This is a genomic window from Streptomyces sp. NPDC012510 (assembly GCF_042955065.1).
Classification (GTDB): Bacteria; Actinomycetota; Actinomycetes; order Streptomycetales; family Streptomycetaceae; genus Streptomyces.
The window spans coordinates 46,509-61,813 of sequence record NZ_JBIBEN010000034.1 but is presented as its reverse complement, the minus strand read 5'-3'; the positions used below and the strand labels follow the sequence as shown (position 1 = coordinate 61,813).

Here is a 15,305-nt window from a genome sequence, read left to right as displayed (position 1 = left end):
CTCACTGGAACAGGTGGGTGGGATGTGCTGTGCCGGCCTGGCCGTGATGCTGGAACCGTCACGGCCAGGTGATCGTGACCCGCGTGTGAGGCCGGTCGATGACCCGGCCTGGGGGAAGCCGGTCATCCGGGGTGCCCGCCGGGTGGACCTCGATGTGCGCGCGGTGCTTGCGGTGGTCGCTGTGCCAGACTTGGATTTCCTCCATCAGACGGTCCGCGACCTTCTGCCCCTGCGGCCCGTGGCCGATCGCCCCGAACTCGTACCGGTCGGGGTCGTCGGTGGGGCGTGCGGTGCGGTAGGCGAAGCTGTCGCCGTCCACCAGGGTGGGCACGCCGATCGGCGACGCGGAGGCGACCAGACCACGCTTCCGTGCGGCGATCTTGGCGGCCATCAGGGGGAGGTTGTCGAGCGCGGTCGTCAGCCACAGGTCCAAGTGCTCGGTGGACTCGTCACCCGCCACCGTGACGCCCGACCACGCCTCGACGCGCGGCATGCCCAGCGCGACGCGCAGGGCCTCGATGTCGGGCTCGGGATGACCATCCAGACGCAGAGCGATCTCCTGCCCCTCCACATCGTGGAGAAGGACCAGGCGCACCCGGTTCTCACCGACGCCCTGCATCGGCACGAACCCGCACAGCTCGAACCCGTCGCTGGCCAGTCGCGCACCAACGCGGACGAACGCCACCGTGCGGGTCATGCCACGCATCCGCAGCGGCACCACGAGCCGGCCGCCCTCCTTGAGCTGGTGCACCCAGGCGGGCGGGATGTCGGCGGCCTGCACGGTGACGACGATCCGGTCGTACGGAGCTTGGCCGGGCGCGCCGTGCTCGCCGTCGGCGGTGATCACGGTGACGTTCCGGTGGCCTGTCGCCTTGAGGAAGTCCTCCGCACGCCGGGTGACGTCGCGGTCGATGTCCATCGTGACGACGTGGCCCTGCTCCCCCACCATCTCGGCGAGGTAGGCCGCGTTCACCCCACCGGACCCGATCTCCAGAACGCTCATCCCCGGCTGGATGTCGGCCTGCTCGATCTGCATGGCCTGGACACGCGGTGCGGACACCGAGCTGATGTCCACGCCGGTCGGGTCCGTCTTCGTGACCGCGGCGAACTCGGCCTCGTAGGTCTTGGCCATGTCCACCTCGGGGGTGGCCAGATGCCGGGGGACCGAGCGGAACGCGGCCACGACGAGAGGGCTGCGCACGGCGCCCAGCTCGATAAGCCGCTCCACCATGGCGTCGCGCAACTGCTGCTCCGAGGTACGGGCCTTGTCGCCGATCCTGGTCGTGTTAGAGACGTCATCCACGAGCGTTCTCCTTTTCGGCGTTGAACGCCGAGGGGTCGAGACGGGCTTTGCAGAGGGTTGGGGAGGAGAAGCAGACACGCCCCGCGCCACGGTTGGAGTGCCGACAACGGCTCGGACCGGTGGCTCGCCCACGGCGCGGGTGGCGTCCTACGCGACGTGAGCGGGCGGTCTGCCGAGTGGCGCGCTGCTGGGCCACTGGCCCAGGGGATACGGCTGCGCGTGCGCGGAAGCGGGGATGCTTTGGCGGTGGGTGGCTCGCTCACTCATCGTCCAGTGGAGCTGTTCGAGCCTGAAGACGCACCACTGGCAGGCGAAGAGGAGGAACGCCGTGCCTGCCACCGAGATCTCGCCGACCTCCGCTACGGGGACGTTCGTCTGCTCGCACCGGAAGCAGCTTCCGGTCTGCCAGTCGAAGCGGCTCCACAACTCGTCCGGCCTCAACCCCATGGCGGGCCACCTTCCGGAAGGTGGGGTGTCGGGGCGCCGCCAATGAGGGGCACAAAGGTGACGGGACGGGCGTGCCACAGGAAGAAGTGCCGCTCTGCCGTGAGTGGCAGGGTGAAGTCTGCCCCCTGTTGAAGGGCCGCAACGGCGTCACGCCATCCTTTAGCGTGCCGGTCCACGAGAGGGTCGATGAAGGCTGGCTCGACAGCCGAGGCGATGCTGCGGATCTGGATACGCGCCCATCGGACGGCCGAAGCGGGGGTCTGCTGCGCTGCGGAGCTGATGCGCCGCCCATCTGCGTGGCGCCACTCGCACCAGAACCCCGGTTGGGGCTCGCAGGCGGCACGTGTGAGAGCGGACGAGCTGTGAAGCAGCATGGGATGATCAGGGCGCATGGCCGTTTTCCTCCGCGTACACCCACAGCAGACGGCGGGTAAGGCCAGCGATGTCGCGCATGAAGAAGAAGGCGCTGAAGGTCGGCGTCTCCTTCGTAGGCCGCTTCGACAGCTCCAGCAGCTTGCACGCCCGTCTGCACAGGTCCCTGACGTTGGGGTCCTCGTCGGTGCCCAACTCCTCACCGAGAAGCAAGTTCAGCTGGCCGATGATGGCCGTCGTCCGGAGGTTGATGCTCTCGCGGGTCGAGGTGCCAAGCTCCATCCTCAGGGCGGCGTCGGTGCTGTCCGCGATCAGCTCCGTGTCGATGGGCAGGTTGTCGACGGCTGGAGCCTTGCGTCTGTCGGTCACGGTGGCCACCACGCATCTCCCCTCGGTACCGCAACGTGGGGCGGCTGCCTCGTTTGCTCGGGTTCGGAGTAGAACGTAGAGCGGCTGTCCCGCAAGCCCCAAGAAGATTGCGCGAGTTTGCAGCAAGCCGATTGACGGCCCAGAACGCCCAGTCGACCATCGTCATGTCGCGCAAACCCAAGCAAGGCAGCAGACAGGAGAACGACCATGAAGCTACGGTTCCTTGGTAAGAACTCCACGGTCGGTGACTGCCCGACCCTGTACGCCACAGACCGGGACACCTACCTCGTCCAGGGCTGGAGGATCTTCGCGAACGACCTGCTGATGCAGCTTGAGATCAAGGAGGGGGAGACGGCAGTGGAGGTGCCCACAGAGCTGTTCGAGCACCTCACCAAAGACGGCCTGCCGGCAGGGGAGATCAGGCGCCTCGAAGACCCGATCATGATCCTGACGCCGGGCGGTACGTTCGTCGTTCAGGGCCGCGAGGTGACCGACCCCGAGGCCCTGGCCCAGATGGAGATTCCGGACTACGAGACCGTGGTCGAGGTCCCCAAGGCCGCGATCACCGCCCTACTGGAGGAACCGCGTGGAGCTGATCTCCAGCGCCAAGCGCAACCAGCTCTTTGAAAGCTTCGCGCAGGACGCTTTCCATCTGGAGCTGAGGGACGACTACTCCGTCCCCGACGAGGACAGCCCGTTCACGAGCTGGCTTCGCGGGGAGAGCGTCGACTACTCCTACATGGAACCGTGGACGCGGCTCATTCGACGCGTCACCGGTGAAGGGAAAACCGTCCGCCGCGTCCGAGTGGTCACGGAGCCGCACAGCCCCTACATCCAGTGGGAGCACGCGGCCACCGACCTCAACGAGCAGGCCGGCGAAGAGATTCGCTGGCTGCCCCGACACCGCTTGCCGGAGGGTGTCACCTTCCCCCTGGGAGCCAATGACTGGTGGTTGTACGACGACCGCGTGCTTGCCGTGGGGCACTTCGACTCCGATGGCAGAGTGCTCGGGTCGGAGATCGTCGAGGACCCGGACACCGTGGCCGAGTGCGTGCGCCTGCGGGACTTGCTGTGGGACGCCGCCATCCCTCATGCCGAGTACAAGCCCTGACCGACCCGTGAGCACGCAAGCAGAAGAGGCGCTGCAGGCGCTCGGTGCCCGGCTGCGCGGCTTCCGCAAGGACGCCGGATTCACCAGCGGCCGGGCATTCGCCCGTGCCACCTCGTGGCAGGAGTCGAAGGTCTCCCGCATCGAGAACGGCAAGCAGCGCCCCAGCGAGGACGACATCCGCATCTGGTGCGAGACGACCGGCCAGGGTGACCAGTTGGGGGACCTGGTCGCGATCGTCCGGCACGTCGATGAGCTATGGCTTGAGTGGCGTCGCCAACTCCAGACCGGCGTCGAGAAACGACAGCGCCAAGCCATCCCGGTGTACGCCAAGACCAAGGTCTTCCGTATCTGGCACCCCACACTCATCTGGGGCACGCTTCAGACCGCGGAATACGCCGCCGAGGTCTTCCAACAGGGTGTCAGCTACTACGAAATTCCCAACGACGCCGAAGCGGCCGTGGCGAAGCGGCTTGAACGACAGCAGTACCTGTACCAGGGCGACCGCATCTTCAACGTCCTGCTCGGCGAACAGGCTCTGTACACCAACTTCGGCGGCCCCGAAGTGATGAAAGGGCAACTCGACCGCCTCCTGGCAGTGATGCGGCTTCCCCGCCTCAGCCTGGGCATCGTCCCCAGGTCTGCCCAAACCTTCATATGGCCGGGCAACGCCTTTTCGATGTTCGACAGCCGACTCGTTCTTGTAGAGACCTACTCCGCAGAGTTCTCCGTCACGCAGCCCCGAGAGATCGAGCTGTATACCAAGGCGTTCGCCCTCTTGAAACAGTCAGCGGTCTACGGCACCGCCGTCCGGGACCTCATCTCCACAGCGATCCAGCACTTCGATCAGATGCCGACGGACTAGGAGAGCGCCCCATGCAGCGCAAGACCCCGAACTGGCGAACCAGCTCCTACACAGAGACGCAGAACTGCGTTGAAGTGGCCGACAACGATCCGAACAAGGTGATGGTTCGGGACACGAAGGCGCGCAATCGAGGAATCATGGCCGTCCAGCGGGGCACCTGGGCGGCCTTCGTCGAGTACGCCAAGCGGACGTAGTACTGGGCATGTTCTCAGTGTTCGTGGCTACCACAGGTGGTGACCGTCAGGATTGACGTGCACTCCATTGAGCGCCCTGCGCGCAGGCGGCGCAGCGTCCCCCCGAGTGGTGGTGACGACCCAGGGCGGCGCGGAGGCCGCTGTCATGTTGATGGCGGGCTGGGGCCCGCCCCGGTAAGTTAGTGATCTTCGGGCGGTGCCAACTCCCGGAGTCCTCGAAGGCGAACGTCCATGATGAACCTCGACCGATCCCGGGCCCGACTTCGCCTCGACGCCGCAATGGATGGCCTGGCGGTCACCTTCCGGGGGATGACCGCCCACCCCTCAGAGCACAACTGCGAGTGCCACTGGGGCAGCGCGGAAGATCTTGCCCAGCTCAAGGTGGCGGACACAGAGCTGGACCCCGACCTCCTGCGGCGCACATGGGAGGCCATCGACTGGAGCGATCACGCATCTGTCCTCCGCAGGATTCTGCCCCAGTTCGCCACGGCCCTCGTCCGCGGGCTCATCGAGCCCCTCTTCGGCATGGAAACAGTTGGACGCTCGTTCGCACTAGGCCACTGGCAGCAGTGGCCTGCTGAGCAGGCCGCGGCAGTCGAGGAATTCCCGTACGCCTGGTGGGCGTACACGCTCACGGATCCGGATCCCGCCGTACCCGCGTACGAGGTCCTCATACTGAGCGCCGAGGCATCGGGCGCGCTGAGCCCGTGGCTCCACACCTGGGAAGCACTGACCGGACCCGCGGCCGACCAGTACCTGGCCGAAGCGGCGACACAGTGGGAGTACGACCTGCTCGGTGACCAACTGCCCTGGGACGCTTGGGAGAACGGGGAAGAGATGCGCGCCGAGCTGACTGTCTGGCTGGTCCGCCATGCGCCAACCCGGTTACCTGCCATCGGCGTATCCGAAGAACTGCTTCACCGGATACGGCTGCTCGGGGTCACCGGTCCTGACCGCTGGGAGGACCCGCACTGGCCAGGCCACCGCTACTGATCCGTCGAACGCGCGATGCCTCCGACTGCGTAGAAGCAGGTGCGCCCTGGCGCAGGCCGCATCACAAAATCCCCGACAGGGCCGGATAACGTGATCGTCCACACGCCGACGTCCATGACCGGCAGTTCGCTCTCATGGCAACGACGTAAGTGTGAGGAGAACCTGGGTGCCGACGAAGCACGACGACGCCAAGCAACTCGTACGGACCCAGGTCTGGGATGCTCTCGACGCGGCCGACGCGGTCTACGACGACTCCGCTCACGGCCGTATCCCTCACTTCAAGGGCTCGGATCAGGCCGCGGCCCGTCTGGCGGAATTAGGCGCGTGGAAGAAATCCAGGGTCATCAAGGCCGTGCCCGACAAGGCTCAGCTTCCCGTACGGGCACGCGCTCTGGAGGACGGCAAGCTCGTCTACATGGCGGTGCCGAAGCTCGCCACGCTCAAGCCGTTCTATCTGCTCGATCCTGCCGCTCTGGACGTGCCGCCACTTGAAGCTGCGGCGAGCCGCGTTGCGGCAACGGTCGCTCCCACCGTCGAAGTCGATGCCTTGAAGCCGGTGGACGTCGTGGTCCTGGGGAGTGTGGCGGTCAACCGCCATGGCGCTCGAATTGGCAAGGGTGCCGGCTATTCAGATCTGGAGTTTGCGCTTCTGACGGAGGCCGGACTCGTGGGCCCGAGCACGCTTGTCGTCACTACGGTCCATTCGCTCCAGGTGATCGACTCTTCGATTCCGGTCACCGACCACGACGTGAACGTTGACCTGGTTATTACGCCCGAAGCAGTGATCGAGTGCACTTCGCCGCGTCGGCCGAAAGGGATCTTCTGGGACCACCTCGACGCCTCCAAGATCGCCGCCATCCCTGCTTTGCAGGCCAGAGCGAACCGCTGAAGCGGGTGGGGCCCAGGTTGGAGGGCCACGGCACTCGTACGCTGCCCAGTAGGCGGCAAGTAATCCCGAGTGGTCAGGACAGGCTCAGTACAGAGTCGATTGCCGTCGCGGGCGCTGTGGCCCGCGCTCCTGTCAGGAGTCGTACGCCCAGGAGCGTCCAGTCTGCCGGTACTCGTCGACTGGGATCGGCTCGACGCCGGGCCGCATCCGGTTGAGGTACAGCAGCCCCTCGAGGTGGTCGACCTCGTGATGGACCAGGCGAGCCAGGCCCCGCTCGTAGACCTTGGTGACTGTGGTGCCGTCGAGCGCGGTGGTCTCGACAGTGATTGCCAAGGGGCGGGGAACCAAGCCGCGGACGTCGAAGAACGACAGACACCCCTCGTACTGCTCGTCCACCTCGTCGGAGGCCGCGGTGATGCGGGGGTTGAGCAGCACGATGGCGCCGGCGCCGTCCTCGGCGGGCTGGACGACGGCCGCCGCTCGACCGATGCCGATCTGCGGGGCGGCAATGCCCATTCCTTTGGCGAAGGGGTGCACTTGGGCGATGCGCTCCATTGAGGCGAACAGCATCTCCACGGCTCGTTCCGCGGCGCCCCTCTCGGCGGGCAGGTCGAAGGGGCGGGCCACGTCGGTAAGGACGGGGGCGCCATGCTGGACGACTCCGAGGTTGCGCATCTGTTCGCTGGGCCGCACCTCGATCACCTGAACTTCCTTTGAGTCACGTCCTGTTCGGGCCGGGCCCGGAATCTCCATTCCAGACGATATCGGGCGTGCAGCGCCGGCTGGGTGGTCGACCAGGTGAAGACGCGCATTCCGTTCTCCTCGCGCCTGCTTGGGGCGGACCTGAGCGGAGTTGCCTCAGCGGTCATCGAGGTCTCGGTGCCCCACACCACCGGATCGAGCACGGCAGGGAAGACCAGCTCGACTTCCAGGTGCTCGGTGGGCAGCCGCACGGCCCGCTGGAACCAGCGACCCCACTTGTCATCCCCCACGGTGTACGCGTATTCGATCCACACCGACTCGCCAGGGTAGAGCGGGAAACGGCCTTGGTCGTTGTCGAACAGCAGCCAGACCTCCTTGAAGGCGTCCCGGTCGTGTTTGGCCTGCCAGCGCATCGCCTCGCCCCGGCACGTCGCGGTGAGCGCGAGTTCTTCCCAAGTCAGCGGATGGGCCCGGTAGTGGGAGTTGGAGCGTTCCGGATCGCCGGGGTAGCGGTCGACCGAGATGCGGATCAGGTAGCGGGTGATCGGGTCGCTGCCGGTGTTGCGCAGCAGGCGGCGCATCGTGAGCCGGTAGCGGCGGCCGTCGTAGTCGAGGCGGGCCGCGTCGTGCTCGACGACGATCGCTGAGCCGGTGGCGTAGGGCTGCTCGCTCCGCCGCGGTGGCGGCACGGCGGCGCTGGCGGCCTTGGTCTCCCGGGCTTTGGCTGTCTCGTAGTCGCACCACTTGCGCCAAATCGCTTTGCCCGAGTTCAAGGTCTCGTCCGCGCGGCGGGCGAAGTCCGCCGTCGGCTTGTGCCGCCCGGATTCCATGTGGCTGACGTAGGAGGGGTGGAAGCCCATCAGCTCGGCGAGGGCCTTCTTAGGCATCCCGCGCACCTCGCGCCAGTAGGCGACCTCGGCCGCGAAGTCCTCCGCGGCCTGCTCCACGCTGACCGCGTCGCCCTGCGCGTCCATCAAAGCCCCCGCTCTGCTTGCCTGTTGAGTGCGTGAGTGAACCGTGAGTGAGGACAGTTCACCATTCTGTCGTCATCCTCGCCGCCGGTTTCCTTCCAACGACCGGCCCGGCCCGACCCCCGTGGCCGGCGGGAGGGATGCGCGATGCGCCTGCTGTACCTGCTGAACGTCTCCAACCCGAACCGGCTGTCAGCCGACTCGGGATTCACCTTCGCTGACCTGCTCACACCGGCCTTGACCGATGCCGGGGCTGAGGTGACGGTGGCCGCTCCGGTCGCGGCCGGGGACGCCCGGGTGGGCTTCGAGCCCACCGCGTCACCGCCCACGAAGTACAGGGCCCGCTTCGACCCTGGCCTGGACGGCCTGGTCGACCTCGTGCGGCGCATCAAGCCGGAAGTAGTGGTGGCCAATCAGGTCGAGTCCGCCCCAGCGATTCGGGCCGCGCTGCTGGAAGCCCACGTCGATGCGCTGATCGCCGGGTACTGCCATTACCTGCCGTTCTCCTTCGCCGAGGACGGGCGCCTGGAGCTCGACCCGTCCCTGGACGACGGCGGACTCGGCCGCAGCGTGCTTCTGGCCTTCGCCGCCGGACTCGCCGCCTGCGACCGCGTCCTGGTGCACTCCTCCACCGCCGCCTCCTGGACGACGACCGCCGCCGCGCGGATGGGCGTGGACATCGCTGAGAAGCTGCACATCGCGCCCGCCCCGCGTGACGAGCGCCTGGTCCGCGACCCCGCCGAGGTGGCCGTACCGGACGGGCGAGCGGTCGGTGTCTACAACCACCGGCTGTACGCGCACTACGGCACCGAGCGGTTCGCCGCCCTGGCCCGGCGCCTGGCGGCCGAGGCGCCGGTCGAACTGACGGTGATGGACCTGTTCGGCACCCGCAGCCCGGAACGCATCCGGCTCGACCCCAGCCCCGAGCGGCACCGGGCCGAACTCGCAGCCCTCGACAAGGTCACGGTCGCCTCCGACCGCGGTGACCGCGTCCGCTACCGCAACCTGCTGGCAAGCGCGCACTTCGGCATAGCCCCCTTCCGCGCGGGCTGCCCCTGGTCGATGTCCGTGATCGACTGCCAGGGCCTGGGCCTACCGGTGATCGCCCCGCGCACCGGGTGGCTCGCCGAGCACATCGACGACGACCTCCTTTTCGACACCGCCGACCAGGCCGTGGCCATCGCCGTCCGGCTGGCCACGGACGCGGAGTTCTATCGGGTGCACGCCAAGCGCGCCCACGCCTCCACCACCGACCTCACCCCAGCCGCCGTGGCGGCCCGTTATCTGGAGGCCCTGCGATGAGCCAGGCACCGTTCGATGCGGTGATGCTCTCGTACGACGAGCCGATCGCCGATCGCCTCCACGCCCGGCTTCAGCGGGTGCTGGGCATCCAGGTGAAGCGGCTGCACGGGGTTCAGGGGATGCGGCGGGCCTACCGGCTGGCCGCCGAGGTGGTCGACGCTGAACAGTTCCTGCTGGCCGACGCCGACTTCGTCATCGGCACCGAGTTCGACCTCCGCGCCGTCGAGCCGCTGCCGGAGGGGACGTCGATGCGGGTATGGCGGGCCCGCAACCCGCTCAACGGCCTCATCTACGGCTACGGCGGGCTGAAGCTGATCCGCCGATCGGCCCTGCGGGATTTGGGTGAGGCGGTCGACGTGCTGGCCGCGCTGCCCGGCCGCACGCAGTTCGTCCCGGACATCGCCGGCACCACCCGGATCAACCAGTCCCCGTATCACGCCTGGAAGGCGGGGTTTCGCGAGTGCGCGATGCTGGCGCGCGGCAGCGAGTACGGCATGGACGACGCAGAGGCGGCCGAGCGGATCGCCGCCTGGAGCACCGCCGGGGAGGGCGAGTTCGCGCAGTTCGCCATCTTTGGGGCTCGCGAGGGCGTCACCTTCGCCCGTGAGGCGGCCCGCGTGCCCGCACTGTTCGACAAGCTCAACGACCCCGGATGGCTGTTCGCCCAGTTCACCGCCAGGCACGGCGAACAGGCCGTCGCCGGATGACCGGCCACGGCCTGGTGCTCGTCGAGCCGGGCGCCCACCGGCCGGGCGGGCACCGCCACCGAACCCTGACCGCGCTCGCCACGGCGCACGACCACACGGTGGTGGTTGCCCCGTATGGTGTCGCCGCCGAGACGAGGGCGGCCCTGAGCGCGACGGGAAGCCACATCACCGGCACCGCCGGGGCGGTGCCCGCGGTCCTGGCGGCGGCCGGCGTCGTCGCTGCGGCGCTTGCCGTGGCCGGTCAGCGCGCATTCGCCTCCCGCCGCTGGCCCGCAGCCGTGCGCCGCTTGCCGCACCAGGTCACGCTGGTCTCCCGGTGCCTGGCCGAGGCCGCGTGCGTCCGCACCGGCCACCGTCTCGCCGGCCCCGCTGCCACCGTGGTGGTGCTCAGCGCCAGCGAGGCCCTGCACGGCGCCGCAGGGCTGCTGGGCGGGCGGCATACCCGGTTCGTCCATGAGCTCGTCACGGCCGAGGACGCCGTGCTGAGGGTGGTGGGGCGTCTGGCCCGCCGCGGCGAGCGGCGAGTGCTCGCGCTCGCCCCCACCGACGCCGTACGCGACGATCTGGCCGTCCGCTTCCCCCATCTGCCGGTCATGGTGCGGCCTTTCGCGGTCGCCGACCCTGGCGACCGGCTCACCGATACCGAGCGCCGACAGGCCCGGCGCTCCTTCGGCATCCCGGGCGCCGAGCCGACCGTGTGCCTGGTCGGCGGCTGGTGGCCATACAAAGACCTCGACGTCGTCGGCGCTGCCCTCGCCCAGCTCGATGTACCGCTGCACCTGCTGGTGGCCGGAGCCCCGCTCGACCACGACCGCCTTCAGACATGGGCGGCCCTGCCGTACGTCCGCCTGCACATGCTTCCCGGGCCCGTGCCCGAGGCTGCGGTGCGGGCGGTGTACGCGGCCTCCGACGCCGTGCTCGTGGCCCGTCGGCCCGGCGTGGGCAAAGAGTCCGGGCTGGTGGTCGATGCCGTCCGCCTGGGCATCCCGCTGATCGTCTCCGACCATGCCCCGGCTCTCGCCAAGGCCCTGGCAGGCCAAGGCTGGGCTCGTACGTTCCCGCCCGGCGACAGCGCCGCCCTGGCCGCCGTCCTGCGTGACCTGGCCTGGGCCCCGCTGCCCCGGCCTGGCGCGACCACGGCCGCCGAGCTGGGCGTGCCCACGGCCGCCGAGCAGACCGCCTTCCTCACCTCGCCGAAGGAGTCGTACTGATGCCCGTCCCGCCCTCGCTGATCGCTGTCATCGGTCCCGTCGAGCCCGCCCTGCTGGCTGCTTGGGTGACTCACTACCGCGCAATTGGTATCGAGCGCTTCCTGCTCGCCTTCCACTTCCCCGACCACGTCGCCCCGGAGCGGCGCCACGAGGTACAGGCCGCCTGTCGCCAACTCGGGATCATCCCCTCAGCGGTGAGCACCGGGCCGTGGCACGAGCACACCAACCCCCGCCTCCGCGATGCTCTGCGCGAGCGCGCCGGGGCCGGCTGGCACCTGCTCGCCGACTCCGACGAGTTCCACGCCTACCCCGCACCACTGGAGGACGTAATCGCCGAGGCGGAGCGGTCGGGCACCGGTACGGCGGGCGGGCTGATGCTCGATCGCGTGGCCGCCGACGGCGCCTTGACCGGTTGGAAGGCAGACGACGGCCTGGACGCCACGTATCCACTCGGCGGCTTCCTCACCCACCGCCTGCTGCGCGGCGACCCCCGCAAGATCGTGCTTGCCCACTCCAGCGTCTCGGTCGCGTCCGGCAACCACCGCGCCGAGGGCCACCGCCCCGCCAACCAACCGCCAGTCGTGGTCCACCACTTCAAGTGGCGCGACGGCGTGAGGCAGGACGTCGAGCGGCGGGCCGAGCACTCCCAGGACGGCACGTGGCAGACCGCCTCCCCGGCCCGGCTCGCCGAGGCCCAGCGCCTGCTGGACCACCTTCAGCGGCACGGCGGTCGGATCGCGGTCGACTCCCCGCGCCTGAACTTCCGGCCGGTCTCGCTGGAAACGGTTCCCACGTGGTGGGCAGCGGAGGCGACGCGGCTGATCACGACCTGGCGGCCTTCGACGTCGGGGACGGATCAGAGCCAGCCGGGCTCGATGATCTCCTCGCCCTCGTCGTGAGGAGGTTCGAACCGGGCGTAGAAGTCGTCCAGCGCCGACTGCGTGACGGTCAGCGCGTTGGCGTCCTCGCGCCCGTTGCGCTCCTCCAGGCGCCGCAGCAGCTCCTCGCGGGAGACGGGGAAATACAGCAGCCGCCACCGGCCGCCAGCCTCCTCAACGAGCTTCTTCCACTCCTGGCGCGCGGAGCGCAGCCACAGCCCGTGATCCAGCACGACGTCACGGCCGGCCATGACCAGCTCGACCAGGCGCTCGCGGACCTCGGCGACCACCGGCGCCTCCAGAGCGAAGTAGTCCCGCTCCGGGTAGTCCACGCCGTAGCGGCCGTGCCGGGCGTGGACCAGCTCGTCCACCGACAGCCGGACCGCCCCATCCGGCTCCAGCCGCCGCTTCGCGTACGTGGTCTTGCCCGACCCCGTCAGCCCGACCAGCAAGTACACCACCGGCCCGCTCTCCTGGCCGCGGTCCGCCGCCGGACTGGGCGATGCCGCCTTCACCCGCTCTCCTCCTCCGCCGTGGGGACTCCTCCTCGGCCCAGCCTGCCACCCTCTGCCCTCCCACGCGGCCGGATCGGCCGCGCCCTCACCCCGGAGGTCTGCCGTGATCCCTCCGCTCGTGCTGCGAACCCTGCGCGCGTACGTGCGGTACGCCCCCGGCCGTCTCGGAAAGCCACAGCTGGCCGGGCATCTGAGCGACTACCTCAAGCAGCACCCGCTCACCGCGACCGCACATGCCCGCACCGGCGCCACCTTCCCCGTGCTGACCAGCGACGTCATCCAGCGCTACTTGTGGCTGTTCGGGGTGTGGGAGCCGCACCTGACCGCCTGGATGCGCTCGCGCCTCGCCCCGGGCGATCTCGTGATCGACGCAGGCGCGCACACCGGCTACTTCACGCTGCTGGCCTCCCGGCTCGTCGGACCGGCCGGCCGCGTCGTCGCCATCGAACCGTCCCCCGCCTTCCACCAGGCGTTGACGGCCAATATCGAGGCCAACGGGTGCGGCAACGTCCGCACCGTCCATGCCGCCGTTTCCGATGCCCCGGGACGGATGACCTTCTACCTGGAGCGGGCGACGAACCTCGGCGGCACCACTGCGGTCCGCCCCCACACCGTGGAAGCCTCCTTCGAGGCCGAGGCAGCGCCACTGCCGGCGCTCCTCACGGAGGATGAGCTTGTCGCAGCCAGCCTGATCAAGATCGATATAGAGGGCGGCGAGGCCGCAGCCGTGCGCGGGCTCGCCCCTGTCCTACACCGGCTCCGCCACGACGCCGAGCTGGTCATCGAGGTCACTCCGAGGACGCTGGCCAAACAGGGACGGACCGTGGACGACGTCCTCTCGCCCCTGCGCGAGCACGGGTTCCACGTCTACCGGCTGCCCAACGACTACGCGGCGGCCAGCTACCCGGCCGCCATCCACCGGCCAGCACCACCGGTGCGGTGGCAGAGGCCCGTCACAGAAATGAGCGACCTGATCTTCTCCCGCACCGACGCCGCCACCCTGCCACCCCGGCGGCTCTGAGCGGGCCGTACGCTCCGGGCGCCTGGGCGAGGAGAGTGACGACCCCCGCCCGGGCGCCCGGCACATTCACCGGGTCCACTCATACTCGTCGTCCGCGTCCCGTCCGGCGTCACGCAGGCCGTCGAGTAGGTCGTTCACCTCATCCTCGATCAGCTCCGGCTCCAGCTCGTTCATGGACCTCATGATTGCTGGGCCGCCTCGGGCCTCCCGCACGGCCTTTACCGCGTTGCGGACGCACCCCGGCGAGACCCCGACATCGGGGCGCAGCACCGCGAGGCGCAGAAACGTTCTCGGGCTGCGATGATCAGTTCGGGAAGGCGCCGAGCGTAGAGCGGCGAGACCGAAGTACAGGGGGCTGTGGGGTTGTCGGATTCATCGCTGCGGGGTTACTTGCTGGAGGAGTCGCTGGCCTGGCTCTTGCGGTCCAGTGGTTATCGCCTGCTGGTGCACGAGAAGCAGGACCCCGCTGATCTGACGATGTCGGGCAACACACTGCTGGTGCGCGGTCGCGGGGCGGTGCATCAGGTGGATGTGCTGGGGGAGTTCGCGTTCACTCCGGCGTTCTCGCTGCCCGTGCGGCTGTTCCTGGAGGCGAAGTTCTACCAGAAGGCGTGCGGGCTGGAGGTGGTCCGGAACGCACACGGCGTGCTGCACGACGTGAACGAGAACTTCATGACGGCGCCGGGGCGTCGGCCGCGGCAGCGGTACCAGTACTCGTACGCCCTGTTCTCCGCTAATGGGTTCACTGTGGACGCGCAGAAGTACGCCCTTGCCCATCAGATCTCTCTGATCGACCTGTCAGGGGCGTCCTTCGGCTGGCTTCTGGGCGCGATCTCCAGCACGGCCTGGGCGCTGAGCAAGTGCCAGGACAAGCACGCTGTGAAGGTGTTTCCCGCGATGTGGGTGCGTCGCGAGTTGCGCATCATGCTGGAGACCTCGCCTGGGCATCTGCTGCCTGAGGTGGAGTCGCCGGCCTCGGGGTTTCTGCAGGACGTACGGAAGGAACTGGAGAAGTTCGCGGCGGTGCTGTGGCAGCACAGAGAGGCGGAACTGCTGCTGGGGTTTCCGGCCGCGCCTTTCATCCTGCCGCTGGCCGCAGACGATCAGCGGGAGTTCCTGGAGTACGCGGAGGCGCATCCCGTCCATGACGTCCGGATCCGGCGCACGGGTCAGGGGCGCTCCGCTGAATGGACCGTCGCGCCGTGGGGCGCGGAGGAGGCGTACCGGCTGGCGTTCAAGTTGCCGGAGCATGTGGAGGAGTGGATCAGCGGGATCGAGGAGAAGGAGCGCCGGCGCACCTGGGAGGTGAAGACCCAGTTCCTGTCAGAGATCACGATCTATCGCATGAACGAGGGCGGGGTGCGGGCCTACCAACTGCGCTACGAGCCGGGTTCCTTGTCGCGCTGGTGACGACGTTGAGGAAGCCTTGCGGGGGCTAAGAGCAGGGCGGGGCTTCTC

18 protein-coding genes are annotated in these 15,305 nt (G+C 68.7%); 12 read left to right on the top strand and 6 right to left on the bottom strand.

The genetic code is table 11. The features are described 5' to 3' along the window. Positions 1-58 precede the first annotated feature (58 nt). The 3 genes from fxlM to ACFY9I_RS39315 all read right to left on the bottom strand — a co-directional run bounded on the left by fxlM (position 59) and on the right by ACFY9I_RS39315 (position 2,500). A complete protein-coding gene (fxlM, locus tag ACFY9I_RS39325; RefSeq protein ID WP_391011461.1) occupies positions 59-1,303 on the bottom strand; it encodes a methyltransferase, FxLD system in 1,245 nt (414 codons plus the stop codon). Between the two features lie 147 nt (positions 1,304-1,450). Then, positions 1,451-1,750, bottom strand: a complete 300-nt coding sequence (locus ACFY9I_RS39320; RefSeq protein ID WP_391011458.1) for a hypothetical protein — start codon at positions 1,748-1,750, stop codon at positions 1,451-1,453. 381 nt (positions 1,751-2,131) lie between these two features. After that, positions 2,132-2,500, bottom strand: a complete 369-nt coding sequence (locus ACFY9I_RS39315) for a hypothetical protein (protein WP_391011457.1) — start codon at positions 2,498-2,500, stop codon at positions 2,132-2,134. A 198-nt stretch (positions 2,501-2,698) separates the two neighbouring features. Here ACFY9I_RS39315 and ACFY9I_RS39310 point away from each other — a divergent pair, with 198 nt between their 5' ends. The 6 genes from ACFY9I_RS39310 to ACFY9I_RS39285 all read left to right on the top strand — a co-directional run bounded on the left by ACFY9I_RS39310 (position 2,699) and on the right by ACFY9I_RS39285 (position 6,540). Beyond that, positions 2,699-3,118 carry a hypothetical protein gene (locus tag ACFY9I_RS39310; protein ID WP_391011454.1) on the top strand — a complete coding sequence of 140 codons (420 nt, stop codon included), beginning with the start codon at positions 2,699-2,701 and terminating at the stop codon, positions 3,116-3,118. Then, the gene (locus tag ACFY9I_RS39305) at positions 3,078-3,602 is read left to right on the top strand and encodes a DUF6879 family protein (protein ID WP_391011451.1); all 525 of its coding nucleotides are present in this window, start codon (positions 3,078-3,080) and stop codon (positions 3,600-3,602) included. The genes ACFY9I_RS39310 and ACFY9I_RS39305 overlap by 41 nt, the downstream gene beginning before the upstream one ends. A 7-nt stretch (positions 3,603-3,609) precedes the next feature. Then, positions 3,610-4,464 (top strand): Scr1 family TA system antitoxin-like transcriptional regulator, encoded by an 855-nt coding sequence (locus ACFY9I_RS39300; protein WP_391011448.1) that lies wholly within the window; start codon positions 3,610-3,612, stop codon positions 4,462-4,464. 11 nt (positions 4,465-4,475) lie between these two features. After that, complete coding sequence (locus ACFY9I_RS39295) at positions 4,476-4,658, top strand: DUF397 domain-containing protein (RefSeq protein WP_391011445.1); 183 nt, start codon at positions 4,476-4,478, stop codon at positions 4,656-4,658. A 309-nt stretch (positions 4,659-4,967) separates the two neighbouring features. Then, positions 4,968-5,651 (top strand): hypothetical protein, encoded by a 684-nt coding sequence (locus tag ACFY9I_RS39290; protein WP_391011442.1) that lies wholly within the window; start codon positions 4,968-4,970, stop codon positions 5,649-5,651. Between the two features lie 166 nt (positions 5,652-5,817). Further along, entirely contained in the window at positions 5,818-6,540 is a 723-nt protein-coding gene (locus ACFY9I_RS39285) for a 5-formyltetrahydrofolate cyclo-ligase (RefSeq protein WP_391011440.1), read from the top strand. Between the two features lie 132 nt (positions 6,541-6,672). On the opposite strand, the gene ACFY9I_RS39280 is transcribed toward ACFY9I_RS39285, so the two are convergent. Further along, complete coding sequence (locus tag ACFY9I_RS39280) at positions 6,673-7,242, bottom strand: peptide deformylase (RefSeq protein WP_391011437.1); 570 nt, start codon at positions 7,240-7,242, stop codon at positions 6,673-6,675. Further along, positions 7,239-8,216: a helix-turn-helix domain-containing protein gene (locus ACFY9I_RS39275; protein ID WP_391011435.1), complete on the bottom strand. Its 978-nt coding sequence runs from the start codon at positions 8,214-8,216 to the stop codon at positions 7,239-7,241. The genes ACFY9I_RS39280 and ACFY9I_RS39275 overlap by 4 nt, the downstream gene beginning before the upstream one ends. Before the next feature lie 144 nt (positions 8,217-8,360). On the opposite strand from ACFY9I_RS39275, the gene ACFY9I_RS39270 reads away from it, so the two are divergent. Genes ACFY9I_RS39270 through ACFY9I_RS39255 form a run of 4 tightly spaced genes read left to right on the top strand, consistent with a single transcriptional unit; the run spans position 8,361 to position 12,332 of the window. Beyond that, positions 8,361-9,515 carry a glycosyltransferase family 1 protein gene (locus tag ACFY9I_RS39270; RefSeq protein WP_391011432.1) on the top strand — a complete coding sequence of 385 codons (1,155 nt, stop codon included), beginning with the start codon at positions 8,361-8,363 and terminating at the stop codon, positions 9,513-9,515. Next, positions 9,512-10,222, top strand: coding sequence for a hypothetical protein (locus ACFY9I_RS39265; RefSeq protein ID WP_391011429.1), 711 nt, complete (start codon positions 9,512-9,514; stop codon positions 10,220-10,222). Before ACFY9I_RS39270 ends, ACFY9I_RS39265 begins: the two co-directional genes overlap by 4 nt. Then, the gene (locus ACFY9I_RS39260; RefSeq protein ID WP_391011426.1) at positions 10,219-11,433 is read left to right on the top strand and encodes a glycosyltransferase; all 1,215 of its coding nucleotides are present in this window, start codon (positions 10,219-10,221) and stop codon (positions 11,431-11,433) included. The genes ACFY9I_RS39265 and ACFY9I_RS39260 overlap by 4 nt, the downstream gene beginning before the upstream one ends. After that, the gene (locus ACFY9I_RS39255) at positions 11,433-12,332 is read left to right on the top strand and encodes a glycosyltransferase family 2 protein (RefSeq protein ID WP_391011423.1); all 900 of its coding nucleotides are present in this window, start codon (positions 11,433-11,435) and stop codon (positions 12,330-12,332) included. The genes ACFY9I_RS39260 and ACFY9I_RS39255 overlap by 1 nt, the downstream gene beginning before the upstream one ends. Here ACFY9I_RS39255 and ACFY9I_RS39250 read toward each other — a convergent pair. After that, entirely contained in the window at positions 12,290-12,826 is a 537-nt protein-coding gene (locus ACFY9I_RS39250; protein ID WP_391011421.1) for an AAA family ATPase, read from the bottom strand. The two genes, ACFY9I_RS39255 and ACFY9I_RS39250, sit on opposite strands and share 43 nt — an antisense overlap. A 103-nt stretch (positions 12,827-12,929) precedes the next feature. On the opposite strand from ACFY9I_RS39250, the gene ACFY9I_RS39245 reads away from it, so the two are divergent. Together ACFY9I_RS39245 and ACFY9I_RS39240 are read left to right on the top strand one after the other, a co-directional pair. Beyond that, complete coding sequence (locus tag ACFY9I_RS39245; RefSeq protein ID WP_391011418.1) at positions 12,930-13,847, top strand: FkbM family methyltransferase; 918 nt, start codon at positions 12,930-12,932, stop codon at positions 13,845-13,847. A gap of 363 nt (positions 13,848-14,210) precedes the next feature. Then, entirely contained in the window at positions 14,211-15,257 is a 1,047-nt protein-coding gene (locus ACFY9I_RS39240) for a hypothetical protein (RefSeq protein WP_391011415.1), read from the top strand. Positions 15,258-15,305 lie beyond the last annotated feature (48 nt).